Genomic DNA, 22,540 nt, shown 5'->3' with positions numbered 1-22,540 from the left:
AGGCCGGCGGCGCCCGCGGGGGTCAGGAGCAGGGCTTGTAGAAGTGCTTCCAGCCGCTGGTGGGCATGGACGGCGGCTCGGCCGGGGTGCCCCAGGCGCCGTACCTCTGCTCGTGCTCGGAGTTGTACTTGCCCGGGCCGCTGCTCGCCTTCGACAGGCGGACGTTGCGCTCCCAGACCCCGTCACCGGCGTTGCTGAGGATCGCGAGATCCGGGTAGGCGTCGCCGCCGTAGTTGGCGACCCGCAGCTGCTTGGCCTCGCGGGAGTCGCCGATGTCCAGGTGCCGGGTGCGGGTGGAGCTCAGGTTCGACCGCTTGAGCGGCCCGGGGCGGTAGTCCGCGACGCGGGCCGTCGCGGGGTCGTCCACGCCGGACGGCTTGACGATGTTGACGACGACGTCCAGCTTGCCGTCGTTCTGGAAGTCGGCGACAGCGGCGGTCGCGACCTCTCCGGTGCGCGCGCCGACGAGCTTGCTGACGTTCTGCTTGCTGCCGAACGTGCCGTCGGCCTTGCCCCACTGGATGGTCATCTTGGTGCCGGTGTGGCCGGGGTTGCTGATCTTGTCCGCCCGGCCGTCGCCGTCGAGGTCGCCGAGCAGCGTCGTGGTGCCGGACAGGCACGCGGCCGCAGCCCGAGCGGCCGCGCCCGACCGTTCCGCGTCGCCCGAACCCGACGACCCGGCCGCGTTGGCCTGGTAACCGGCGACCGTCAGGGTCAGGGCGACAGCTGCGACCGGCGCGGCGATCAGACGTGAGCGCTTGCGAAACATCTACGAACTCCTCAAGTCATTGCTGCTCTGTCGTGCTCCCGAACCGGGCCTCACCCCGCGTCCCGTGCGGTGGGGAAGCCCGACGCCGGACGCAGGGACCCGTCCGATGAGCACCTTTCGAGCATGTGCGCTGACCCGCCCCGACCGCCAGGAATGCCGGGAAGTTGGGGACACTGGAACGCCAAAACAGCCCCTGACCAGGGGAAACGCAAGTCGCCTGGAACGCGGCCGTGGGACGCTTCGAACCGCGCGAAGAACAGCGGAGGAACAGTTTCAAAAGCTTGCTGCGGATCAGGCAACCAGCCCTGCCGCGAGGCGCTCTAACTCTGTTCGAGGGGCGCGTCCACCGGGAGCGGCACCAGGGCGCGGAAGCCCTCACAGTGCTCCAGCGCCTCCTCGCGGGAGCACGTCAGCAGGCCGCGCAGATAGGCGCGGGCGGTGTCGAGGCGGGCCATCTCGGTCTCGATGGCGGCTATCCGGGCGGTGACCGTATCCCGCCAGTCGGGAGCTTCCGCGTGTGCGGCGAGGAGCGCGGCGATCTCGTCCAAGGACATTCGCCCCGTGCTCCGCCACAACCGGATGAGCGCGATCCGGAACAACTGATCGGCGCTGTAGTAGCGCTGCCCGGAGCGCCGGTGAGGCGCGAGGAGCCCGCGGCGCTCCCAGTAGTGGAGCGTGGACACGGGCAGGTCGAAGTGGTCGGCGACGCGCCGGATCGAAGCCAGGTCGTTCATCGCGCCAGTTGAACTCAACCCCGGTTGACCGGGCAAGGTCGCCTGACCGAACGCCGGAGGCCGCCGCTCCCGTTGACGGCCGCGGCCGCCCTCACGAATGAGGATCGTTATGTCGATAAATCTTGGAGTCTGCCTTCCGACCTTCGTGGCGCGCGGCGAAGGGAGCCTCCGGGAGATCCCCGCGCTGGCCCGCCACGCCGAGCAGGCCGGCCTCGACACGGTGTGGGCGGGCGACCGCTTGTGCGCGCGTACGCCGTTCCTGGAGAGCGTGGTCGCGCTGAGCGCGGCGGCCGCGGTCACCGAGCGCGTGCGCATCGGCTTCGCCGTCATGCTCCTGGCGCTGCGGCAGCAGGCCTGGGCGGCGAAGCAGCTGTCATCGTTGCAGTATCTGTCCGGCAACCGCGTGGTCCTGGGGGTCGGCGCGGGCGTCCACCCCGAGGACTGGCCCCTCGGCGGGGTTCCGTTCGCCGGGCGGGGCCGCAGGACCGATGCGGTGCTGCGGGCGCTGCCCGAGCTGTTCGCGGGCGGGGCGACGGCCTTGCTGACCGAGCCGGACGGGCCGGTGCTGACGCTGGACCCCGCGGTTCCGGCGCCTCCGGTGTGGGTGGGGGGCATGTCCGACCGCGCGCTGCGGCGCGCCCTGGACCACGGCGTCGGCTGGCTCGCTTCGCTGCTCGAACCCGTCCGGCTGGGCGAGCGGGTCGGCAGGCTGGCCGAGCTGGCGGCCGAAGCGGGCGTGCGGGCACCCGAGGTCGGCACCACGGTCTTCGCCGCCCTGAGCACTGACCCGGAGGAGAACCGCCAGGGGAACCGGCGCCTGGTCCGCCATCTGCGCTCGCTCACCGGGGAAGAGGGGCTGTCCGAGCGGCAGGCGACCCGCCTGGTCGTCAGCGGCCCTCCTGAGCTGCTGGCCGAGCGGCTCGATCAGTACCGCCGGGAGGGCGCGAGCACCTTCGTCGTCAATTTGTCCGGCGGGGGCCTGCGTCGGCAGTACGACCTGCTCGCCCGCACCCGAGAGCTCCTGCTGCGCTGAGGACGCGCTTCCCGGCGGCGGGAAGGGCCCGGGGCGGCGCCCCTCAGCGCGTCGCCCACACGAGCACGCCCCCGACGACGAACAGGAGCAGGACGGCGGCGTTGGTCCGTTTGTAGGCGGCGAGCAGGGCGGTGAACTCGCGGATGGTCGCGTTCGGCCAGAAGTACGAGGCGGTGGGCGAGCCCACCACCTGCCCCCGGATCCCCATCCGCCGCGCGGTGAGGGCGGCGCGGAAGGCGTGGTAGTTGTTCGTGACGATGACGCACCGGTAGTCGGGGTTCGCCTTCTCCATGATCGCCTTGCTGAACCGCAGGTTCTCCTCCGTGGTCGTCGACTTGTCCTCCCGCTCGATCAGCTCCTCGGGGAAGCCCCGGTCCGTCAGATAGCCGGCCATGGCGTGGGACTCCGGCAGGTCCTCGTCGGGCCCCTGCCCGCCCGAGGTGATCACGGCGGGGGAGTTGCCGCGCCTGGTGAGCCGCGCGTGCACCTCCCGGGCCCGGTCGAGCCGGCTCGCGAGCAGGGGCGGAACGGTGGACCCGCCGATCAGGCCCGAGCCGAGCACGACCACGTAGTCGGCCTTGCGGCGGACGTAGAGGCGGCCGTAGAGGAACGAGTAGCCGACGAAGCACAGGAACAGGAACGAGAGGTAGCAGGTCAGGCCGAGGGCCGTCGCGCCGATGCCGAGCAGCACCGGCGTCCCCGCCACCGCCGCCGTGATCAGCAGGGCGATGACCGCGAGCACCGACACCGCGGCCATCAGCGAGAACAGGTTGGTGAGGCTGCGGCCCTCCTTGCGCACCATCTGCAGACCGTTGAGGAACAGCAGACCCGTGAGCAGCAGGATGCCGAGGGCCCCGACCGCGAGGAACGACCCGGCGACGAGCGTCCCCGAGGCCGAACCGGATCTGATCAGCTCCGCGACCCACGCGACGAGGGCGCTGAGCGCGGTGAGGCCCAGAAGCACCGCGTTGCTGAACTTCCGGCGCTCACGCAGCACCCGCCAACAGAAGACCAGGAAGAGCAGAACCGCCGGCGCGTATACCCACACCCGCACAGCGTAGGCGGCCCGGCGCGAGCCGAAGGCCGTTCCCGCACCACACCCCCACCGCGGGCCCGAGGGGGCGGGGTGGATGTCGTAGGTTGTCACCTTTGTCCGGCGTACGGTCTCCGAGGACGTGTGCACAGGGGCGCAGCGGGAACGCGGTGCTGCGCGACGGACGGGGCGCGGCCCGGAACCCCGGACAGGAGGTTCCCGGGCCGCGCGGACGAAGGAGGCGGCGATGGCGACGGACGACCCGGTGGACGCGCGGGCCGGCACGATCACGACGGCCGTGCCCGCGCGCCTCGACCGGCTGCCGTGGTCGCGCTGGCACTGGACGGTCGTCATCGGGCTCGGCACCGTGTGGATCCTGGACGGCCTCGAGGTGACGGTCGTCGGCAGCATCGCAAGCCGCCTGTCCGAGGAGGGCAGCGGACTGCCCGTCGGCGCGGCGCAGGTGACGGGCATCGCCGCGGCCCTGTACGTGGCGGGCGCCTGCGCGGGCGCGCTGTTCTTCGGCTGGCTCACCGACCGCTACGGCCGCAAGAAGCTCTTCCTGATCACCCTCGCCGTCTATCTGGCGGCGACCGCGCTGACCGCCGTGTCCTTCTCCAGCTGGTGGTTCTTCGCCTTCCGCTTCCTCACCGGATTCGGCATCGGTGGCGAGTACGCGGCCATCAACTCCGCCGTCGACGAGCTCATCCCCTCCCGCTACCGGGGCCGCGTCGACCTCGTCATCAACGGCAGCTTCTGGCTGGGCGCGGTGGGCGGCGCCCTCCTCTCGGTCCTCGCACTCGACACCGACCTCTTCGCGATGAACGTCGGCTGGCGGCTGACGTTCGCCCTGGGCGTCGTCCTCGGCCTCGTCATCCTGCTGGTGCGGCGGAACGTGCCGGAGAGCCCGCGCTGGCTCTTCCTGCACGGCCGCGGCGAGGAGGCGGAGAAACTGGTCACCGGCATCGAGGAGCGCATCACGGCCGAGAAGGGCCGCCCGCTCCCGGAACCCGAGGGCGAGATCACCGTCCACCCGCGCGCGGGCATCGGCTTCGGCGTCATCGCCCGCACCGTCCTGTCCACCTACCGCAAGCGCGCCGCCCTCGGCTTCTCGCTCTTCATCGGCCAGGCCTTCCTGTACAACGCGATCACGTTCGGCTTCGGCGCGATCCTCACCACGTTCTACGACGTGCCGAGCGGCTCGACGGGCTACTACTTCGCCGTGATGGCGGTCGGCAACTTCCTCGGGCCGCTGCTCCTGGGCCGCCTCTTCGACACGCTCGGCCGCCGCATCATGATCTCCGGTACGTACGTGCTCTCCGGGCTGCTGCTCTTCGGCACCGCCTGGCTCTTCGACGGCGGGCACCTCACCGCGAAGACCCTCACGGCCTGCTGGTGCGTGGTCCTCTTCTTCGCCTCAGCCGGGGCCAGTTCGGCCTACTTGACCGTGAGCGAGATCTTCCCGATGGAGACCCGCGCCATGGCCATCGCCTTCTTCTACGCCATCGGAACCGCGGCGGGCGGCATCAGCGGCCCCCTGCTCTTCTCGAAGCTGACCGAGACGGGCGTCATCGCGGACACGGCCCTCGCCTTCCGGATCGGCGCCGCCCTGATGACCCTGGCCGGCCTGACGGCCGCGGCCCTGGCCGTCAACGCCGAACGCCGCTCCCTGGAGGACATCGCGGCCCCTCTGTCGACCACGACCCCCACGGGCGCGCGGAGCTGATCCCCTCCGCGGCCCGACAGCCGGAGTGGGTGGGCGAGCGCGCGGCGGGGGAGGACCACCAGCGGGCGGTGGCTGGTGCCGCCGGTGGAGGGAAGGCTTCGGCCCACGGGGTCGTCCCGTCGTCCGTCGGCAGTGGACCCGTCGCCCGCAGTCATCCACGTTCCCCAGGCCCCGGAGAGTGACCGTGCGCACCCTGAGCTTCGTCATCGGTACCGGCCGCAGCGGCTCGACCGCGTTGTCCCGCATTCTCAACTCGCACCCGGACGTCCTCAGCCTCAACGAGTTCATGGCGTCCGTGGGCGACGCGGCCTTCCCCGAGGGGAAAGTGACCGGTGCGGAGTTCTGGCAGGCGCTGTTCCGGCCCGCCCCGCACTTCGAGCGGATGATCCGCAGCGGGGTGCCGCTGCCGGAGTTCCTCTACACGCGCCGCCCCGGACGGTACGCGTCGGAGACCACCGGCATCCCCGCGCTCTCCCTCATGGTCCTGCCCCACCTCAGCGACGACCCCGACGGACTCCTCGACGAGCTCGGCGCGGCCGTGGCCCCCTGGCCCGAGCGCACCGCCGCCGAACACCACGAGGCGCTGTTCGACCTGCTCTGCGCGCGGTTCGGACGCACCGCCGTCGTGGAGCGCTCCGGCTACTCGACCGGCCGGGCACCCGTGCTGCGGGCCGCCTTCCCGCAGGCGCGGTTCGTGCACATGTTCCGCGAAGGGCCGGACTGCGCCCTGTCCATGAGCCGCCACACCGGATACCGCGCGATCTCCCTGCTGCGCGAGATCAAGGCGAGGGCGGGCGTCGAGGACCTCGCCGACCTGACCGAGGCGCACGTACGGGCGCTGCCCGAGGACCTCGCGCCGCTGCTCGGGGACCGCTTCGAGGCCGCTCTCGTACGCGACCGGCACATCCCCCTGCGGACGTTCGGCAGCCTGTGGTCGGAACTCGTCACCGAGGGAGCGGAGTTCCTGAACCGTCTCCCCGCCGATCAGCGGGCCACGCTCGCCTACGAGGACCTTCTCGACGCTCCCCGCGAAGAGCTGACCCGCCTGGCCGCATTCGTCGGCGTCGCACCGCTCCCGCAGTGGCTGGACGGCGCCTGCGCGCTGCTCGACCCCAGCCGGCGCGGCTCCGCCCGGACGCTGACGGACGCGGAGTTCGACGAGCTGAGGGAGAGCTGCGCCGAGGGCACCCGCGTCCTGGCGGGGCACCGGGGCCGGTGAGCGAGACGCGCGATCGCCTTTTGTAGGGCGGTTCTCGGACAGGGGCGGAAGATCCCGTTGCCCCGCCCACGCCCCCGTGTGACGGTCGGCTGGCACGTCCAGCGGATCGAAACGAAGGAGCAAGACATGAGCATGCAGCGGACCCGTCTGGTACCCGCCGTCGCGGCCCTGGTCGTCGGCGGCCTGCTGGCCACCGGCACGGCCTCGGTCGCGAGCGCGGCGGACACGACGGCGGCGCACGGCGCCACGACGGCACAGGGCCCGGCGACGGAACAGCGCGTCCTGCTCGGCTCCCTGCCGCCCGAGGAGCAGGAGCAGCTGCGGCAGATCGCCGCCGCGATCTGGCCCGACCAGGCCGCGGGCTGGGACATGAACACCGACGTCGCCGACGTGCTGTCCCAGGCCACCGGTGAGATCCTGCGCTGTTCCGAGGCGTTCGCGCTCGTGCCCAGACCCCCGGCGTTCCTGCCGGGGCTCAGCTACCTGCGCAACTACTGGAAGCAGCTGCGCGACTATTTCCTCGTCGTCAAGGAGAACCGCACCTACCGCATCTGTGTCGTGAACGTGGCCCGGAACTACCGGACCGCGATGGAGATGGCCTCCATGGGCATCTGACCCGGCGTCCGTCGGAGCTCGTCGGCTCCGTCGATCCCCTCGATACCTTGTCAGCGCCACCGCACAACGCCACTACGCAAGGGGTCACTGATGACGGATCGTACGGAGTCGGTCGAGTCGATGGAGCAGCTCGCCACGGTGTGGCGCGCCATGGTGCTCGACCGCGATGCGGGCGCCGATGTGCGGGACCTCCCGGGCATCGCCGTCCGCTGGGCCGACAGCCGGTTCGCCTTCTGGAACTGCGTCACGCTGACCGAAGTCGACGCGGACTCCGCGCTCGTGGAGGAGCGCCTGAGCCAGGCGGCGGACGTCATGCGCGCGAAGGAGCACCCCGGATTCCTGTGGCTCTTCGAGGACCTGCTCGGGGACGAGGCGCGCACGGGCGTGCGAACGGCCGCCGAGAAGGCGGGACTTGAGTACGCCTTCCCCGGCACCGGCATGGCCGGGGACTTCCTGCCCGTCCCGGACCCGTCCCACCCCGAGCTGACGTTCGTCCGCGTGACCACGGACGAACAGCTGGAGGCGTACGCGGATCTGAACTCGCGCGCCTACGGGTTCCCGCTGGAGGACGGCCGCGCCGGGCTCGTGGGCTCCGCGCTGTGGAAGAGCGAGGTGCACGCCTACCTGGGCGTCCGGGACGGCGTACCGGTGACGTGCGCCGCGACGGTGGCGGCGGAGGGGCGGCTGTTCGTCGTGCTCGTCGCCACGGACCCGGCGTGGGAGCGCCGGGGCTACGGCGAGGCGGTGACCCGGAAGGCCCTGCACGAGGGTGCCCGTGCCACCGGCCTCACCCGGGCCACCCTGCACGCGACGGCGGCGGGGGCGCCCGTCTACCCCCGCATCGGCTTCAGGCCGAACTCGCCGATCCACTTCTACGGCGTGAAGGGCTGACCCCGGGTCCGCCTCGCCCGCGCACTCAGCTGACCGCCCGCTTCACGAGCGCGGCGATCCGCTCCTCCTCGGCGGCGGTCAGCTCGGTGAGGGCGAAGGCGGTCAGCCCTTGGCGCAGAACTCGGCTTCGAAGACGTCCTCGTAGGGCTTGCCGTCCTCCAGCCAGTCGCCGTTGAGGTGGAAGGTCAGGGTGTGCTTGCCGTCGGCCGTCGTCGCCGTGCTGGTCAGGGAGCCCCAGACGATGCCGTCGTGGCCGTAGACCTTCACGCCGCAGGACAGGGTGCGGACGATCAGTCCGGCGCCGTAGTCGAAGAAGGTGCCCGTCTTGACCGTGTCCAGGAGCTCGCGCTGCTGGGCGGTCGGCAGCAGCTCACCCTTGAGCAGCGCGCTGTAGTAGCGGTTGAGGTCGCCCGTGGTGCTGATGATCTCGCCGGTCGCGCCCGACCACGCCGGGTTGTATTCCGTCGCGTCGTAGATCTCGGGCCCGGGGTTCGCCGCGTACAGCTTGGAGTACCCGATCGCGTACGGGGCGGGCATCTTCGGGTCGGTGCCGGGGAAGGTCGTCTCGCGCAGCTTCAGGCGCTTGACGATGCGCCGCTCGGCCTCGTGCGCGTAGGTGTTGCCCGTGACCTTCTCGATGACCATGCCCGCGAGCACGAAGTTGGTGTTGGAGTAGTTCCAGCTGGTGCCGGGCTCGAAGTCGGGCTTGTACTTGAGCGCGAGACCGACGATCCGCTGCGGCGTCCAGGTCTCGTAGCGGTGGGCGAGGAAGCCGGGGCCGTTCATGTACTCCCGCCACTCCGGCGTGGACACCATGTCGTGCACGCCACTGGTGTGGTTGAGGAGCTGACGTACCGTCACCTTGGTGCCGTCGTAGCCGTTGCCCTTGAGGACGCCCGGCAGCCAGCGCTCGACGGAGTCGTCCAGGCTCAGCTTGCCCTCGGCCTCCAGCTGGAGCAGGACCACGGAGATGAAGGACTTGGTGTTGCTGCCCGCCCGCAGGTGGTCCGCGGGGGTGCGCTTGCGCTTGGTCGCGGTGTCGGCGTAACCGGCGGACCCGAACCACTTGCCGCGCGGCCCGCTCACCTCGGCGGCCACGCCCGGCATTCCGGCCCGCTCGAGCGCGTTGAGGGCCTGCTGGGTCGCTTCGTGCCGACCCGACTCCTCGGCCGCGCTCCCGGTGCCGGTGGCGCAGGTGAAGGCCATGGCCGCGCCGATCGCCACGGCCACGCCCCGCAGAACCGCCCGCTTCTTCCGCGTCACACGCTTGGACATCTGTGTTCCCCCAGGGTCAACGAAGATCATTTGACGGAGGAAGTGTACGGGTGCGCGACGACGGGCGGGTGGCTGCGGGGGCCAGGGGGAGGGCTGACCGTGGGCCCTCGGCGTACCGGGCGAGGTGTTTCCGGTCGTTCCCGCGGCGCCCGGCGTGAACGGGGCACCGCCGGGGGAACGTCTTGGCGTCCCGGACGCCTCGACCGTGAAAGAGCAGCCATGACCCGTCTGTTCCACGCCGATGCCCTCGCGTGCCAGTACGACACGGGCGCCGCACGCACCCGCTTCGCGACGGACGGCTACCTCCCCCTGCCCGGTCTGCTCACCCGGCACGGGCTCGCGACCCTGCGCGCGGAGTCACGCAGGCTCGAACGGCGGGCGCGGCGCAGGGACTTCGCCATGGCCTGCATGGACGGCTCGCCCCGCCGCATGACGACGCTGGGCGGCCACGTCATCGCGCGGGAGTCACGGCTGATTCACCGCCTCTACGCGGACGGGGAGCTGCTGGCCCTGCTGGCGGCGGCCGTCGGCGAGAAGCCCACCGCCGTCCCGGAGGCACTGGAACGGCACGTCCTGAACATCCTGCACCGCCAGGACGACACCCACGGCGCACACACCGACGACTACCCCTACGCGCTGGTCGTCTTCCTCGAAGCGCCGCCGGACCCCGCCGACGGCGGCCTGGTCGAGTTCACTCCGCACACCACGGCCCTGACCGCCATGACCGGCACGGGCGCGCGCACGGCTCACCACGCGCCCGGCGACGCCTACCTGCTGCGCAGCGACACCACCGCCCACCGCGTCACACCGCTGACCCGATCCGGAGTACGGCGTACGGTGCTGAACTTCGCCTACGCCCGCTCGGACGCGGAAGTCCGCACCACCCCGTCCGCCCACGAGCTGTACGGCTGAGCACACGGGCGCGGCCACGGCTTTCGGCACGTCGGCTATGGCCGGTCCTGATCGTCAGGGGGTGCCGCGCGGTCGTCGACGGCGATGGTGACGGGCTGGTTGTCGGGGTGTGGTGTGGCGGCGAGGGAGCGCACGGTGGCGGCGACGCGCTCGTACAGGTGGTGGGCGATGGCCGCGGTACCGGGATCGACCCCAGGGGCGTGCTGGGTGTCACGGAGGCGTGTGAGGGTGGCGACGAGGCTGAGGCCGGACACGTCGACGGTCACGGTCCCGTGCTCCTCCTTGACGTCTCCGGGAATGTGGAAGTGGCGGTCCTGCCCGGCGTGCTCCACGAGGAACGCCCAGGTGTCCCGGTGTACTTGGAGCCTGGCGGCGGAGATGCCCGCGGCCTTGCGGAGGAGGTCCGTGTGAGCGGTACCGCTCTCGTCCTGACGGCCGTTGCCCGTGCCGTAGTCCTCTTCCTCGTCGTCCTCGTCGAGCCCGGGCGTGGGCGCGGACACGGTGGGAGGCCGCTGTGACGCGGGCCCCGCACGGTTGAGTTCGGTGAGGGCTGCGCGGATGGCGACGAGTTCGGTGTGGATCTGGGTGAGCGGGTCCCGGACGGTGCCGTTGCCGCGGTCGAGCCCGTCCCGGACGACGGACCGGATCTCGGTGAGCCCGGTGGCAATGGCGGCGTTGGCGTCCTGCCGGGCTTGGTCGACGGCGTGCTGCTGGCTGTCGACGCGCTGCCGCAACTCGCCGAGTTCACGCAGGATTCGCTGCAGCGGCTCGCTGTGGTCGGGCCCCTTGCTGAAGAACGGCATGTGCCCCCCCTGTACCTGGTGGAAAGGGCAAGCGTCGCGAGGGGCGGACACGTCGACAAGCGCGCGATCCGGCCAGGTCCGGCGGCGGTCCTCGTTCGTTCGGGTGCGCGGTGCCGGGATCGCCTGTGCGGAGGGGGCTTTTGCGGTTGGCTGAGGTCGTCTTGGCCGTAGCGGTGAGGAGGTGCGGGCCGGTGGATGCGGAGTCGGATCGCAGGTTGGCGGCGCTGGCGCCGGAGATTTCCGGGGTGACCGCCGCACTGATGCGGTCGGTGGCCGGAGCGGAGCCGCCGGAGCGGGTCCCCGCCGAGGCGTGGCGGGTGTCGGGGCGGGTCCTTGAGGAGCACGGCGTGGACGGCCTGCGCCTGCTGCTGATGTGCCTGACGGGGTGGGCCGTGGCACAGACCGAGCGGGTGGCGATGCTGCAGGGCCGGTCGCTGGATGCCGTCCTGGACGAGCTGGACGTGGCGCGGTACGAGATCCTCGACGAGGACTGAGGAGACCCGGGGCCCGGGAAGCGGGGTGGGCGGCGCAGTGCCTCCCGGCCGAACTGACCCGGGGCCTCCGGGGAGGTGACGCGACCCCTGCGCCAAGAGTGATGTACGGCTCAGCCTTTGGGCACCGCGCACCGGGGTCCGTCGCCGTCATTGCCGGGCGGAACTCTCCCCGGTCTCGTCCTGGGCGTACTTCTCCTTCATCTTCTTCACCCGGCGCTTGAACGTCTCCTGCGGGATGAACAGCTTGTCCGCCACGGAGTTGGCGGACACCGGGTGCTCACTCTCGAACATGATCCCGTACAGCGAGCGGTCGAATCCCTCGGTGAGCAGATTCTCCTTGGGATTCCACTTCTCGATCTCCTTCCCCTCCTTGCCCTGGTTCTTCGTCCTCAGCTCCAGCCAGCCGCTGCGGAATCCCTCGGGCATGGCCGCCTCGATCGCGTTCTCCGCCCCCGGAACCTCCTTCATGGGGCGCGCGAGCCTGCGCGTGTTCTGACCGGTCCTGCCGAGCTGTTTCGTCATGGCCTGAAGGGAGACGCGCAGTCGCTGCCGGATGGGGTGGATGAGTTCGGGGTCCGCCGCCGTCAGTTCCGCTATCTTCCGGCGCAGGGCGTCAGGGAAGACCGTCCCGAACTTCCCTCCGCCGTCCGTGCGTTGTTCGACCACCTTCCAGAACTCCGCACCGGCCGCCGTGCGCAACTGGGGCACGATGTTCCCTTCGAACCACGCCTGCCGCCTTTCCTGCTCCTCCCGCGCACGCTGTTCCCTGTTGTCGGGCGCGGACTCGAGGTCGCTCGTCCCGGCTGTCTCCTTGGTGTCCCGGAGGGACAGCTGGCGGAAGGTGGCTTCCAGGGCGCCCCGCGTGCCCGCTGCCGCGGCGGGGTCGTCGGCCTCGCTGGTGGACGGGGTGTCCAGCGGCCCCTTGAGTCCCGCGTTGCGCGGGTAGAGCCGCCCGGTCCTGCCGTCCGCCGTCGTGTACTTCTTGAGCTGCTTACGCTGTTCCACGCCGCCCTCGGCACCCATTTCGGGCTCGTGAACTCCCTCTGCGGGGAAGGCGGGTGCGGGCGTGGCTCCGCTGGGTGCCGCGGCGAACATGCGGCCGTGACGCAGCTGCTCGCCGAGGTGGCCGTCCACGGACTCGGTGTTGACCGCGGCCTGCCCCGGGAAGCTCTGCGTGGCGGTGTCGACGGCGTTGATGAAGTAGTGATTGCCCCTGTCGTTGTAGCGGATGTCGATTCCCATCTCGCTCTTGAAGTAGTTCAGAAGACCGAGGCAGGCCTGGCACGGTCGTTTCCGGCCGCGGATCAGCACGTCGCCCTCGGCGTTCTCACCGGTGATGTCCGCGTTGTTGAGCAACATCAGCAGCTTCTGCTCGGCGTGCTGCACACCGTCGGATCCGCTGTTGTACAGCAGGTACGCATATCCCGAAGCCTTGGCGGAGAGCAGCATGGCCAGGTGCTGCCGGTAGGCGGGATCCTCCGCGAGTTCATTGGAGACGTCGACCTTGCGGACGTGCTTCACGCTCCGCAGGGCCTGGAGCGTGCGGTTGTCCCGTACGAACGAACCGGACTGCGCGTCGGCGCCGCCGTCCGCGTCCATCGGTGTGCCCGGCTGTTCCCGCTCCGGTGGACGGAGGCCCTCACCGATCTTCAAGCGCGCCTGCCGGTCGCGGTAGGCGCGGTCGGGGTCCTGGCCCTTCGACGGCGCCCGCGCGGTGTCTCCGCCCTCGGTCCTGCGGCGCTTGCTGCGCGTGTGGCCGCTCGCCGGTGCCGGGCGCTTGCCCCGCTCCGCCGGCGCCTCCTCCGCTTCCTCCTCCAGGTCCGGCTCGTGGCCTGCGTCGTTGAAGTCGGTGGTCAGGACCTGCCGCAGCCGGTGGCCCGGCGCGTCCTGTGCGGTCGCCTTGCCCTGCTTGGCATCGTCGTCGAGGAGCCACTGGTGGAGCAGGTCCAGGGAGGCGTCCTGATTGGCGGTGATGACCAAGTGGCCGTTGTACAGCATGACCTGTACTTCCTGGTTCGGGTCACCCACCATCTGCACGCCCTGCGGCTTCGCCTGCTTGCCGTCCGTCTTCCGGCCCCTCTGCTGGGCTTGTTGTTCCTGGTGTTCGACGGCGTTGTACAGCGCCCGCGCGATGTGCCGGAGGCTCTGTTCGTCCGGCTGGTGTTTGTAGGAGCGCGGGTACCGCACGGTGATCTCGTCGCGGACCCGGCCCCACGACTTGTTCGGCTGCTCGCAGGTGTGCTGTCTGCCGATCTCGGCGATGGCCTTGGCGCGCTGCTCCCACGAGGCCCCGCCGCCGCTCCCCGACGCCTTCCCCTTGCCTTTCTTGTCCTTGGCCCGGGCCACGACCGGGGCGCGCCGCCCCTTCGGAACGGTCTCCTCCACGCGCGGGTGCCCGCAGCCCGCGCCGTGAGTGTGGCGCTCCTGGTCGACCATCCGCGCGATCACGTGATTGCCCACCAGGCCGGTCAACGCCACGGTCCGTGCCGGGGTCATGGGCCCCTGGCCGACACCCGCCTGAGGCACGGCCGCTGCCTGGGGCGGAGGCTGTCCCTTGCCCGCGCTCTTGTTCTCGTTTCGCTCTTCGTGCCGCCGCATGACGTGTCCCGTCCGCTCGACTCCGGGCCCACAGCCGTACGGAATGTGCCCCTTCACGAGGCCGGACGGACAGCTCCTGGTCCGGACCGCCCTCGTCACGCCGTTCTAGTCAGGCACGCCCGGAGGGCGGGAGGCCCCCGAGGGCACGCCCGAGGGCAGACCGGCCGCGCCGCAGGCCTTCCGCTGACAGGGCCTGGCCGGGATCAGTGTCGCGATATAGCGTTAGTCTTCAGCTCGCGTGGCCGCCGGTGTCGCGCGGAGACGTTCGACAGGACCAGGACGGAAGCATGTCGGGAGAGATCTCACCCACCGGAAAGTCCGCCGGACCCGGCTCGTCGCCCGCGCTGCGTGCTTCGCACGCGGACCGGGACCGTGTGGTGGAGGTGCTGCGCGTCGCGGCGGGGGACGGCCTGCTGACGGCCGACGAGCTGGACGAGCGCCTCGAAGTCGCCCTGTCTGCGCGGACCCTGGGCGAACTGGCCGTGCTCACCGCCGACCTGCCGCCCGCGTCGGCGACGGTCGGCGCGGCCGCGGCGGAGGCCAAGGACGTGGTGCGGTTCGAACAGGTCCACAGCAGTGCGATCGAGCGCACGGGACGCTGGGTGGTGCCGCGGAAGCTGGAGCTCGCGGTCATGTACTGCGCCGTCACCCTGGACTTCACCGACGCGGTGATCACGCACGACACCCTGCGGATCGACGTAGGGATGACGGGCAAGACCCTCACGCTGATCACACGGCCAGGTGTCGTGGTCGACACGGACGGGCTGCACCTGGTGCACAGCAAGGTCAAGCACCTTCAGGCAGCCACGGACCCCGGAACGCCGGTCACGCTGCGGGTGGAGCTGGTCGGCCAGAAGGCGCACGGCCGCGTGGTGGTGCGGCCTCCGCGCCGGACGTTCGGGCAGTGGCTGCTGCGCAGGCCCGCGTCCCTCGCCACGGGCGCGTGACGTCATCACCGGTAGAGCGGGAGGCCCGGCCCACAGGCGGGACCTCCCGCTCACCCTCGGCTCAGAGTTCCACGCCGAGCGGTCGTACGCGTACTGCCGCGCTGGTGCGCTCGGGGAAGCCGGTTACGTGCTCGGGCACGGCTTCCAGGCGAGTCGGTAGACGCTGCTGACCTTGGCGTCGGTCGAGTCCATGGTCATGAAGCTCGTCCTGCCGGGGTCCGAGGACCCGAGCAGGACCCGCAGCTCGGTGTTGACGTTGAGGTTCCGCCTGGAGCCGCACGGTGCCCAGTCCAGGTCTTCCCACGGTTTCGAGTCGGTCGCCTGCCAGTTGTCGGCGTACGGGCCGCGCCATCGGTGACTCTCGGACGTGGTGTCGGACGAACCCTGGAAGTAGTACGACGCCTTCTCGACGCCGTTGGCACCGGACTGCAGTGAGGCGTAGCCGCGGTAGTCGACGCTCGCGATCGCGTAGGTGTAGTCCACCGGGGCGTGCACGATCAGGCTGAGCTGGCAGTTCTTGCGGTAGTCGACGGGGTCGGACTGCTCTCCCGCACTGGCGAGGTAGTCGCTGTAGGTGACGGTGAACGCCGAGTTGTCCGGGGCGGCCGCCACGGCGACCGTTCCTTCCCGACAGCCTGATCCGTTGACTGTGGCGACCTCGACCCGGATTCTCTCGGCGGGTGATGGGGGAGTCGTGGGGACGTCTTGGGACGTGCTGGGTGGAGCCAGAGCCATGGCGAACAACGCGGTCAGCGCGCCGCTCGCGAAAAGTCCACCGGCCATGGTTTTCCTATCGCGTTGATGGAGCCTGGATCCTGAAGGTGAGGTGAGCGGCTTCAGGAGCGGGGGCATGTGCCCACGAGGAATCAGGTGGGGCATGCCAAGCGGGCGGGCATGGGGGACGAGCGGGCCGCCCGCTGACTGAGGGCCTCAGGCGACACGAATGGTACGTACCAAGAGTGCGGGTGCCTAGGGGAAGTTCGGCCAAGTACGGCGCCGGAAGCGCCCTCAGATCCGTGGGCGCTCTGCCGGTGCGCGACGGGGCGCAGGAGGTGTGGCATGTGCTCCTGGTGAGGCTCCCGTGCTCCTGGTGAGACTCCCGCACCGCCTGTCGAACCGGTCCGTCCTCCCGTACGGATTCCGCAGGCGTACGTGATTACGTGATTCGAGGGGCACCGGCCCGGTACAGCCGGCGTGGCGGCCGTGCGGCGCTTAGGGTACGCGGGTGATCGCCGACCGGAACGCACTCTTCGGCGGCTGCGGCTGTAGCTGTAGCTGTGGCCGCGCAGGAGACGGCGAGCGCGGCGGCCGCGGAGGACGCGGAGGATTCGTGGCCGAACCCCTCACCGCCCGCTGCCGCGGCCTCGCCGAGCTGGCCCAGCACGCCTGCGTGGGGATCAGCCCGTTCAACTCCTACTTCAAGCGGGCGCGCGTCGCGGAGCTCTGCCAGTGGGTGCTGCCCCGCTTCGACCGGGTCCACTTCCACCTCCCCGACGGACCTTCCCAGTACACCCTCACCGCCACGGGCATAGCGGCGGACAAGGCCCGAAGGCGGGCGCACGAGAACGGGCTGAAGATGCGCAACCGGATCCGCGACGGCCTCGCCCACGCCGCCGGAAACGCCACCGGAGACGCCGCCGGTCACGCCATCGGGCACGTGGACACCGACCCGTTCCTCCTCGACTGGGAGCACCTGCGCCCGAACGAGGCCTTCCAGGAGCTGCACTGGCAGGCCCGGCACTGGTTCGCCGCCGACCCGGCCTTCCGTGCCATGTGCCTGGACGCCTCGCGCAGCGTCCTCGCCCACCGCATGCCCGGCGAGCCGACGGAGGGGCAGGTCGAGGAGGCGGTGCGGTACTTCCTCGCCGACATCCCCCTGCTCATCGACACCCCGCGGATCGCGGGGGTGGAGACCTCGGTGTACGTCTACCACCGCACGACGCCGTTCGTCGAAGCCCTCTTCGCGCACCGCCTGCCCTGGTCACCCAGCCCCCGCCAGGGCTATCTCGTCCTGCGCCCGGAAGAAAACCGGGCGACAGCGGGGGCCCCGGAAAACTAGCGTCCCCGGGCATGACCCCTTCACTCGAACGTCCCCCCTTGCAGGCCGACGAACGCACCGCGCTCGTCGGCTGGCTGGATCTCCAGCGGCAGATCCTGCGCCGGAAGTGCGAGGGCCTGAGCGAGGCGGACGCGCACCGCTCCGTCCTTCCGACCTCGCCCGCGATGACGATGGCCGGGCTCGTCCGCCACATGCGGTGGACCGAGCACACCTGGCTCGAGGTGCTCTTCCTCGGCGGCGACGAGACGCGGAACCCGTCCTTCGACGAGACGGTCGAGGACGCCGACTGGCGGGCCGACGGCATCCCGCTGGCACAGCTGCTCGCGGAGTACGAGGCCCAGTGCGCCCGGAGCAACGAGATCGTGGCCGCGGCCTCCCTGGACGACGTCGGCTGCCACTCCGACTACCGCTCCGGCGGCGCCAACCTCCGCTGGATGCTCATCCACCTCGTGGAGGAGACCGGACGGCACGCGGGCCACGCGGACATCGTGAGGGAACTGCTCGACGGGACGAAGGGGTACTACTAGGCGCGGGCCGCTCAGGGCTGCGGCGACCGCGGTTCGGGTGCGTAGAGCCCGAGGGTGCGGGTGATCTGGCCCAGCAGGGCGCGGAGTTCGCCCTGCTGCGCCGGGGTGAGCCCGGCGACGGCGCGGTCCTCGACGTGCTTGGCCGCCGCCTGGGCACGTTCGACCAGGTCCAGCCCCTCGGGGGTGATGCGGACTTCGAGGATCCGGCCGTGCGTGGGGTGCGGGGTGCGGGACACGAGCCCCCGGTCGAGCAGGGACGCGACCGCGGCGGACATGGACTGCGCGGTGACGCCCGCGCGGTGCCCGAGCTCGGCTCCGGAGAGGCCACCGGGCTGCTCCAGGCCCAGCTGGGCCAGTGCGGCGAACTGCGCGTGGTTGAGGGAGAACTGCCGGAGCGTGCGCTCCAGCTGCTGCGACAGCGCGTTGCTGACCATCCGCATGATGTACGGCAGTCGCTGCCCGTAGTCCGTGACCATGGGTGCCGCACCTCCTCTCCGAGCGCCCGAGGGCCTCAGGCTACCGGCTCATGTCTTCTCCACCTTATAAGGTGCCTGATACGTTCCTCGGTGTGTTCGCCATGCGGGGCCCGCGCGCGGGTCCCCGGTCCGAGAGAGGACGATCATGCCGTTAGAGATGCTTCCGCCCGGCGAGACCGCCGTCCTGCTGATCGACCATCAGGTCGGCACCATGAGCTGGGTCGGCTCGACCGACCGCGACGTCCTGAAGGCCAACGCCCTCGCGCTGGCGAAGGCGGCCAAGGCCCTCGACATGCCTTTGATCCTGACCTCGTCCATGGAGGACCGGGCGCAGGGCCCGCTGGCCGACGAGTTCGAAGAGATCGCCCCCGCCGAATTCGCCGCGCGCGTCCGGCGGACCGGCGTCGTGAACGCCATGGACGACCTCGCTTTCGCCGATGCGGTCACCGCGACCCAGCGGGGCATCCTGATCGTCGCGGGCGTGACCAACGACGTGTGCACCGTCTACCCCACGCTCACCGCGCTCGAACAGGGCTACACGGTGTACGTCGTCGCCGACGCGGGCGGCTCGACCAGCAGGATCGCCGACGACGTGGCCCTGCGTCTGATGGAGCAGGCCGGCGCCGTGGTCACCTCGACGAACATGGTCCTCACCGGCCTCGCGCGGGACTGGACCAGCCCGGCGGGCCAGGCCCTCGTCCCGGTCGTCGGCGCGCTCGTCCCGGCGTGATCCGTCCGTACCGGCCCCGGTGGCGGCGCGGCGTGCGCCCGGGGTGGCAGTCGGCTCACCAGGGGCGTGGGAACCCTCGGCGCGCCTCAGCTGCCCCGGTCCACCGCTCGCAATCCGTCGACGCCCGGACGGCGGTCGGGTAGGCATGAGGAGGTCGCGCCGACCGGAGCGATCTCGCCGCACGCCACGAGCGAGCGGCGGACCCAGTGAACGGGCAGTGGGGGGACCACATGGCCATCATCGTCACCTTCGAAATCCCCGGCGTCGGGCAGGAGCTCTACGACGCCGTCATCGACCGCCTCACCGACGGCGGCGAGTTCACCTCGCTCGCCGACATTCCCGCACCCGGACTGATCTCCCACGTGGCCGGGCCGGTCGACGGCGGCTGGCGGGTCGTCGACGTGTGGGAGTCCGAAGAGGCGCTCGAGAACTTCTCCAAGATCCTCCAGCCGATCCTCGCCGACCTGGGCCACGCCGACGGCGAGCCGCAGATCATCCCGGCGCACAACGTGGTCACCGGCTGACCGCACCGCCGGCACTCCACCGCGGCCCGGCGCGCACGCGCCGGGCCGTTCGCGTGTCCGGTCAGGGCCGATTGTCAGTGGGACCTCCTACGGTTCGAGCAGTGGGACCCGCCGGAACGGCCGTGGGTCCGCTCTGGGGAGGGGTCTGCCATGTCTGGGTCCGCCATGTCCGGTGCGCCGGAGTCGACGACGTATCTGGAGCTGTCGCAGGACGGCGGGGGCGCGCACAAGTTCTACGAGGTGACCGTCGCGGGCCAGTTGGTGACGGTGCGGTACGGGAGGATCGGCGCCGACGGACAGACGCAGAGCACGACGTTCGCCACGGCGGAGAAGGCCCGTGCGGCCGCCGCGAAGAAGGTGGGCGAGAAGGTCCGCAAGGGGTACGCCCCCGCGATCCCCGGACAGCGCGCCCCGCGTCCGGTGACCCGGCGTCAGGTGGCCTCCGCCCCGTCCACCGCGCGGTCCGTGGCTCCCGTCCTGTGGCGATTCCGCACCGGCTCCTCGGCGTTCGGCATCCACGTCGACGCCGACCACTGCTGGGTCGGCAACCAGTCGGGGGACGTGTACACCCTGGACCACGACGGCGGCGTCCTGGCCAGGTTCAGCCTGCCGGACGGTGTGAAGTGCCTGGTCGCCGACGACTTCTGGATCTATGCGGGCTGCGACGACGGCCGGGTGTACGACCTGTCGTCGAAGCTGCCCTTCGCCGCGTACGACATCGCTGCGGACGTCGACATCTTCTGGCTCGACATCCACGAGGGCCTGCTGAACGTGTCGGACCGCGAGGGCCGGCTCACGGTCATCGACCACGAGGACGAGCACCAGTGGGCCCGCCGCAGCGGGGGCGAGCACGCCTGGATGGTCCGCGCCGACGACCGGGCCGTCTACCACGGCCACTCCCGGGGCATCACCGCCTACGCGCCCGACGGGGGCGGCGAGTTGTGGCACACCGCCACCCGTGGCGGCGTCCTGTTCGGCTGGCAGGAGGACGAGGCCGTGTACGCCGGGACCGCGCACCGCGCCGTCCAGCGCCTCGCCAAGGCCACCGGTGCGATCGAGGCCACGTACGCCTGCGACAGCGCGGTGTACTCCTGCGCGACCTCGCCCGGCGGCCGGTTCGTCTTCGCCGGTGACGCGGCGTCGTCCGTGTACTGCTTCGACCGGGACGGCACCCGGCTGTGGAAGCTCGGTACGGGCGGAGGCTCGGCCCTGTCCATGCAGTACCACGACGAGCGGCTGTACTTGGTGACCACGGACGGCTCGCTGGTGTGCGTGGACGCGAGCGACGCGGCCGTCTCCGCGGCGGAGCAGGGCACGGTACCGGTCGCCCGGGACGTCAAGCTGGCCGCCGCGGTGCCCACCTACGCGCCGGACAGCGCGGCGGCCGCGGTGACCACCGTCGCCCACGCCCCCGCCGGAGCGGTCGTCGTCGAGTGCGTCCAGGAGGGCGGCCGACTGCGCGTGCACGTGGTGTCCGAGGGCTACGACTCCTCCTGGAGGGTCCAGTTCCCGCGCGCGATGCGGGAGCCCGGGGCCCGTTACGCCGTGGGCGCCCTGCACGCGGCGGCGGGCGGGTTCTACCGCGTGCGCGGGGAGATCCAGCGGCTCCTGTGACCGGACGGGCGGGGCGGGGCCGCCCGCGCGGGCGGCCCCGCCCCGCCCGTGGACCGGTGCCGGTCCGTCAGTCGGCGGGCTTGCCCGGCTCGTCGTGGGTCGAGCAGTGGATGCCGCCCCCGCCGGAGGCGATGGTGTCGATGCGGACCGGCACGATGTCCCGCTTGGGGAAGTGGTCCTGGAGGATGCCGCGCGCACGGTCGTCGGCCTTCCGATCGCCGAACTTCGGCATGAACACGGCGTCGTTGGCGATGTAGAAGTTGGCGTACGTCGACACGAAGTCGTCGCCCTCGCCCGTGATCTTGTCGAGGTCGGGCTGCGGCAGGTCGACGATCTCGAAGCGCCGCCCCCGGGCGTCGGTGGCCTTGCTCAGCACCGACCGCGCCTGGTCGGCGGAGCGCGACCAGGAGTCCGGGGGAGTGCCGGGGAAGGCCTGGTCCAGGAGGACGACACCGGGTGCGGTGAACCGTACGAGGCTGTCCACGTGCGCGTCCGTGATGTCCTCGCCGCGGACACCCGCCAGCCAGATCACCTTCTCCAGGCCGAGGGTCTCGAGCAGCTCGTCCTCGATCTGGTCGCGGGACTTGCCGCGGTTGCGGTTGTCGTTGACGATCGAGCTCTCGGTGATGAGCAGGGTGCCCTCGCCGTCGGTCTCGAAGGAGCCGCCCTCGGAGACGAGCGGCGCCTTGACGCGGGGGATGTCGTACTCGCGCAGCAGCGTGCGTCCCACGCGGCCGTCGTTGGTGTGTTCCTGCTTGTTGCCCCAGCCGTTGAAGTTGAAGTCGACGCCGACGGTTTCGCCGTCCTCCTCCACGAAGACCGGGACGGTGTCGCGGGCCCACAGGTCGTCGACGGCGAGCGGGATGACCTCGACCTGCGAGCCGCACGCCCGCTGCGCCGCCTTCTGCTGGTCGGGCCGCGCCATCATCACGACCGCCTCGTACTCCCCGACGGCCCGTGCGATGCGGGCGATGTCCTCGCGCACGTACGGCAGGTCCTCCTCCCAGACGGACGCCAGCGCGGGCCACGACATGAACGTACGCGTGTGGCTCTCCCACTCGGCGCCGAAGCGGCGCCCGCTGTCCGTGGCCTTGGCCCGCTTGGTACCGGTACCGGTGTCGGACCCCGTCCGTGAGGACTTGTCGGAGCCGCAGGCGGTGGTGGCGCCGAGGCCCAGCGCGCCGCCGATCACGGCGAAGGCGCGCAGGGCCGCGCGGCGGGAGGGGGAGAGGTGGGACACGGTGCGCTCCGATTCATGGACCGACGAGCCGTCCAGTGGTGGGGGACAGGCGACTGTGACCCCACTGTGGACCTGACTGGATTTTCAGTCAAATTACTGGGATAGTGTGTCCAAGTTTATGGTGATTCACGGTGGCGTTCGTCGAGGCCGGGCGGCAGGGTTTTCGGGGTCGCTCCGCCCTCGACTGAAAAGTAAGTCAGTCCGGTGATTCTCGGTGCGGGTGAGGGTGTGCCCGTTCCTGCGGACGGTGACGGCTGCTGGTGAGGGCGGTTCTGGCGGCCCGTGGGGCGGACGGTGACAGCTGTCCGGATAGGGTTCATG

General features: G+C 71.1%; 22 protein-coding genes. 13 read left to right on the top strand and 9 right to left on the bottom strand.

Annotated elements, in window-relative coordinates; translation table 11 throughout:
- Positions 1 to 22: 22 nt before the first annotated feature.
- Together MQV74_RS02810 and MQV74_RS02805 are read right to left on the bottom strand one after the other, a co-directional pair.
- A complete protein-coding gene (locus MQV74_RS02810) occupies positions 23 to 769 on the bottom strand; it encodes an FG-GAP repeat domain-containing protein (RefSeq protein ID WP_242714400.1) in 747 nt (248 codons plus the stop codon).
- Positions 770 to 1,089: 320 nt separating this feature from the next.
- A complete protein-coding gene (locus tag MQV74_RS02805) occupies positions 1,090 to 1,503 on the bottom strand; it encodes a helix-turn-helix domain-containing protein (RefSeq protein ID WP_242714399.1) in 414 nt (137 codons plus the stop codon).
- A gap of 109 nt (positions 1,504 to 1,612) precedes the next feature.
- Between MQV74_RS02805 and MQV74_RS02800 the strand changes: the two genes are divergently transcribed.
- Positions 1,613 to 2,536: an LLM class flavin-dependent oxidoreductase gene (locus tag MQV74_RS02800; RefSeq protein ID WP_242714398.1), complete on the top strand. Its 924-nt coding sequence runs from the start codon at positions 1,613 to 1,615 to the stop codon at positions 2,534 to 2,536.
- A 43-nt stretch (positions 2,537 to 2,579) separates the two neighbouring features.
- Here MQV74_RS02800 and MQV74_RS02795 read toward each other — a convergent pair whose 3' ends face one another.
- Complete coding sequence (locus MQV74_RS02795; protein WP_242714397.1) at positions 2,580 to 3,584, bottom strand: YdcF family protein; 1,005 nt, start codon at positions 3,582 to 3,584, stop codon at positions 2,580 to 2,582.
- A 232-nt stretch (positions 3,585 to 3,816) separates the two neighbouring features.
- On the opposite strand from MQV74_RS02795, the gene MQV74_RS02790 reads away from it, so the two are divergent.
- The 4 genes from MQV74_RS02790 to MQV74_RS02775 all read left to right on the top strand — a co-directional run bounded on the left by MQV74_RS02790 (position 3,817) and on the right by MQV74_RS02775 (position 8,020).
- On the top strand, positions 3,817 to 5,295 hold the full coding sequence (locus tag MQV74_RS02790; protein ID WP_242714396.1) for an MFS transporter: 1,479 nt from the start codon (positions 3,817 to 3,819) through the stop codon (positions 5,293 to 5,295).
- A gap of 184 nt (positions 5,296 to 5,479) precedes the next feature.
- Positions 5,480 to 6,514, top strand: a complete 1,035-nt coding sequence (locus MQV74_RS02785) for a sulfotransferase (protein WP_242714395.1) — start codon at positions 5,480 to 5,482, stop codon at positions 6,512 to 6,514.
- Positions 6,515 to 6,640: 126 nt separating this feature from the next.
- Positions 6,641 to 7,129, top strand: a complete 489-nt coding sequence (locus tag MQV74_RS02780) for a hypothetical protein (protein ID WP_242714394.1) — start codon at positions 6,641 to 6,643, stop codon at positions 7,127 to 7,129.
- A 90-nt stretch (positions 7,130 to 7,219) separates the two neighbouring features.
- Positions 7,220 to 8,020, top strand: a complete 801-nt coding sequence (locus tag MQV74_RS02775; RefSeq protein ID WP_242714393.1) for a GNAT family N-acetyltransferase — start codon at positions 7,220 to 7,222, stop codon at positions 8,018 to 8,020.
- Positions 8,021 to 8,122: 102 nt separating this feature from the next.
- Here MQV74_RS02775 and MQV74_RS02770 read toward each other — a convergent pair whose 3' ends face one another.
- Positions 8,123 to 9,295: a serine hydrolase domain-containing protein gene (locus MQV74_RS02770; protein WP_242714392.1), complete on the bottom strand. Its 1,173-nt coding sequence runs from the start codon at positions 9,293 to 9,295 to the stop codon at positions 8,123 to 8,125.
- Positions 9,296 to 9,514: 219 nt separating this feature from the next.
- Between MQV74_RS02770 and MQV74_RS02765 the strand changes: the two genes are divergently transcribed.
- Positions 9,515 to 10,207 (top strand): HalD/BesD family halogenase, encoded by a 693-nt coding sequence (locus MQV74_RS02765; protein WP_242714391.1) that lies wholly within the window; start codon positions 9,515 to 9,517, stop codon positions 10,205 to 10,207.
- A 35-nt stretch (positions 10,208 to 10,242) separates the two neighbouring features.
- On the opposite strand, the gene MQV74_RS02760 is transcribed toward MQV74_RS02765, so the two are convergent.
- Positions 10,243 to 11,010, bottom strand: a complete 768-nt coding sequence (locus MQV74_RS02760; protein ID WP_242714390.1) for a hypothetical protein — start codon at positions 11,008 to 11,010, stop codon at positions 10,243 to 10,245.
- Positions 11,011 to 11,255: 245 nt separating this feature from the next.
- Between MQV74_RS02760 and MQV74_RS02755 the strand changes: the two genes are divergently transcribed.
- Positions 11,256 to 11,504 (top strand): hypothetical protein, encoded by a 249-nt coding sequence (locus MQV74_RS02755; RefSeq protein ID WP_242714389.1) that lies wholly within the window; start codon positions 11,256 to 11,258, stop codon positions 11,502 to 11,504.
- A 147-nt stretch (positions 11,505 to 11,651) separates the two neighbouring features.
- On the opposite strand, the gene MQV74_RS02750 is transcribed toward MQV74_RS02755, so the two are convergent.
- Positions 11,652 to 14,000, bottom strand: coding sequence for a hypothetical protein (locus MQV74_RS02750; protein ID WP_242714388.1), 2,349 nt, complete (start codon positions 13,998 to 14,000; stop codon positions 11,652 to 11,654).
- Positions 14,001 to 14,389: 389 nt separating this feature from the next.
- Between MQV74_RS02750 and MQV74_RS02745 the strand changes: the two genes are divergently transcribed.
- Entirely contained in the window at positions 14,390 to 15,049 is a 660-nt protein-coding gene (locus MQV74_RS02745) for a DUF1707 SHOCT-like domain-containing protein (protein ID WP_242714387.1), read from the top strand.
- Positions 15,050 to 15,172: 123 nt separating this feature from the next.
- Here MQV74_RS02745 and MQV74_RS02740 read toward each other — a convergent pair whose 3' ends face one another.
- Positions 15,173 to 15,784 (bottom strand): DUF4360 domain-containing protein, encoded by a 612-nt coding sequence (locus tag MQV74_RS02740; protein WP_308402372.1) that lies wholly within the window; start codon positions 15,782 to 15,784, stop codon positions 15,173 to 15,175.
- A 595-nt stretch (positions 15,785 to 16,379) separates the two neighbouring features.
- Here MQV74_RS02740 and MQV74_RS02735 point away from each other — a divergent pair.
- Together MQV74_RS02735 and MQV74_RS02730 are read left to right on the top strand one after the other, a co-directional pair.
- Positions 16,380 to 17,108, top strand: coding sequence for a tRNA-dependent cyclodipeptide synthase (locus MQV74_RS02735; protein ID WP_242714385.1), 729 nt, complete (start codon positions 16,380 to 16,382; stop codon positions 17,106 to 17,108).
- A gap of 11 nt (positions 17,109 to 17,119) precedes the next feature.
- Positions 17,120 to 17,635 (top strand): DinB family protein, encoded by a 516-nt coding sequence (locus MQV74_RS02730; RefSeq protein WP_242714384.1) that lies wholly within the window; start codon positions 17,120 to 17,122, stop codon positions 17,633 to 17,635.
- A gap of 11 nt (positions 17,636 to 17,646) precedes the next feature.
- On the opposite strand, the gene MQV74_RS02725 is transcribed toward MQV74_RS02730, so the two are convergent.
- On the bottom strand, positions 17,647 to 18,111 hold the full coding sequence (locus MQV74_RS02725; RefSeq protein WP_242714383.1) for a MarR family winged helix-turn-helix transcriptional regulator: 465 nt from the start codon (positions 18,109 to 18,111) through the stop codon (positions 17,647 to 17,649).
- Positions 18,112 to 18,256: 145 nt separating this feature from the next.
- On the opposite strand from MQV74_RS02725, the gene MQV74_RS02720 reads away from it, so the two are divergent.
- The 3 genes from MQV74_RS02720 (at position 18,257) to MQV74_RS02710 (ending at position 20,979) form a co-directional block, all read left to right on the top strand.
- A complete protein-coding gene (locus tag MQV74_RS02720) occupies positions 18,257 to 18,841 on the top strand; it encodes an isochorismatase family protein (protein ID WP_242714382.1) in 585 nt (194 codons plus the stop codon).
- 230 nt (positions 18,842 to 19,071) lie between these two features.
- Positions 19,072 to 19,365 carry a hypothetical protein gene (locus MQV74_RS02715; protein WP_138957601.1) on the top strand — a complete coding sequence of 98 codons (294 nt, stop codon included), beginning with the start codon at positions 19,072 to 19,074 and terminating at the stop codon, positions 19,363 to 19,365.
- Between the two features lie 150 nt (positions 19,366 to 19,515).
- Positions 19,516 to 20,979: a WGR domain-containing protein gene (locus MQV74_RS02710; protein ID WP_242714381.1), complete on the top strand. Its 1,464-nt coding sequence runs from the start codon at positions 19,516 to 19,518 to the stop codon at positions 20,977 to 20,979.
- A 67-nt stretch (positions 20,980 to 21,046) separates the two neighbouring features.
- On the opposite strand, the gene MQV74_RS02705 is transcribed toward MQV74_RS02710, so the two are convergent.
- Positions 21,047 to 22,219, bottom strand: coding sequence for an agmatine deiminase family protein (locus MQV74_RS02705; protein WP_242714380.1), 1,173 nt, complete (start codon positions 22,217 to 22,219; stop codon positions 21,047 to 21,049).
- Between the last annotated feature and the right edge of the window lie 321 nt (positions 22,220 to 22,540).

Origin of the sequence: Streptomyces sp. AN091965, from assembly GCF_022698285.1 — a bacterium.
In the GTDB taxonomy this organism is placed as follows: domain Bacteria; phylum Actinomycetota; class Actinomycetes; order Streptomycetales; family Streptomycetaceae; genus Streptomyces.
Note: the sequence above shows the minus strand (reverse complement) of the source record. Positions and strands in the feature narration are given on the sequence as shown.

Excerpts from the sequence above, each read along its gene's own strand:
- MQV74_RS02710 (WP_242714381.1), top strand. The coding sequence starts at position 19,516 with ATGTCTGGGTCCGCCATGTCCGGTGCGCCGGAGTCGACGACGTATCTG.
- MQV74_RS02760 (WP_242714390.1), bottom strand. The coding sequence starts at position 11,010 with ATGCCGTTCTTCAGCAAGGGGCCCGACCACAGCGAGCCGCTGCAGCGA.
- MQV74_RS02805 (WP_242714399.1), bottom strand. The coding sequence starts at position 1,503 with ATGAACGACCTGGCTTCGATCCGGCGCGTCGCCGACCACTTCGACCTG.
- MQV74_RS02745 (WP_242714387.1), top strand. The coding sequence starts at position 14,390 with ATGTCGGGAGAGATCTCACCCACCGGAAAGTCCGCCGGACCCGGCTCG.
- MQV74_RS02715 (WP_138957601.1), top strand. The coding sequence starts at position 19,072 with ATGGCCATCATCGTCACCTTCGAAATCCCCGGCGTCGGGCAGGAGCTC.
- MQV74_RS02740 (WP_308402372.1), bottom strand. The coding sequence starts at position 15,784 with ATGGCTCTGGCTCCACCCAGCACGTCCCAAGACGTCCCCACGACTCCC.
- MQV74_RS02765 (WP_242714391.1), top strand. The coding sequence starts at position 9,515 with ATGACCCGTCTGTTCCACGCCGATGCCCTCGCGTGCCAGTACGACACG.
- MQV74_RS02775 (WP_242714393.1), top strand. The coding sequence starts at position 7,220 with ATGACGGATCGTACGGAGTCGGTCGAGTCGATGGAGCAGCTCGCCACG.
- MQV74_RS02720 (WP_242714382.1), top strand. The coding sequence starts at position 18,257 with ATGCCGTTAGAGATGCTTCCGCCCGGCGAGACCGCCGTCCTGCTGATC.
- MQV74_RS02810 (WP_242714400.1), bottom strand. The coding sequence starts at position 769 with ATGTTTCGCAAGCGCTCACGTCTGATCGCCGCGCCGGTCGCAGCTGTC.
- MQV74_RS02790 (WP_242714396.1), top strand. The coding sequence starts at position 3,817 with ATGGCGACGGACGACCCGGTGGACGCGCGGGCCGGCACGATCACGACG.
- MQV74_RS02750 (WP_242714388.1), bottom strand. The coding sequence starts at position 14,000 with ATGACCCCGGCACGGACCGTGGCGTTGACCGGCCTGGTGGGCAATCAC.
- MQV74_RS02780 (WP_242714394.1), top strand. The coding sequence starts at position 6,641 with ATGAGCATGCAGCGGACCCGTCTGGTACCCGCCGTCGCGGCCCTGGTC.
- MQV74_RS02800 (WP_242714398.1), top strand. The coding sequence starts at position 1,613 with ATGTCGATAAATCTTGGAGTCTGCCTTCCGACCTTCGTGGCGCGCGGC.
- MQV74_RS02725 (WP_242714383.1), bottom strand. The coding sequence starts at position 18,111 with ATGGTCACGGACTACGGGCAGCGACTGCCGTACATCATGCGGATGGTC.
- MQV74_RS02730 (WP_242714384.1), top strand. The coding sequence starts at position 17,120 with ATGACCCCTTCACTCGAACGTCCCCCCTTGCAGGCCGACGAACGCACC.
- MQV74_RS02770 (WP_242714392.1), bottom strand. The coding sequence starts at position 9,295 with ATGTCCAAGCGTGTGACGCGGAAGAAGCGGGCGGTTCTGCGGGGCGTG.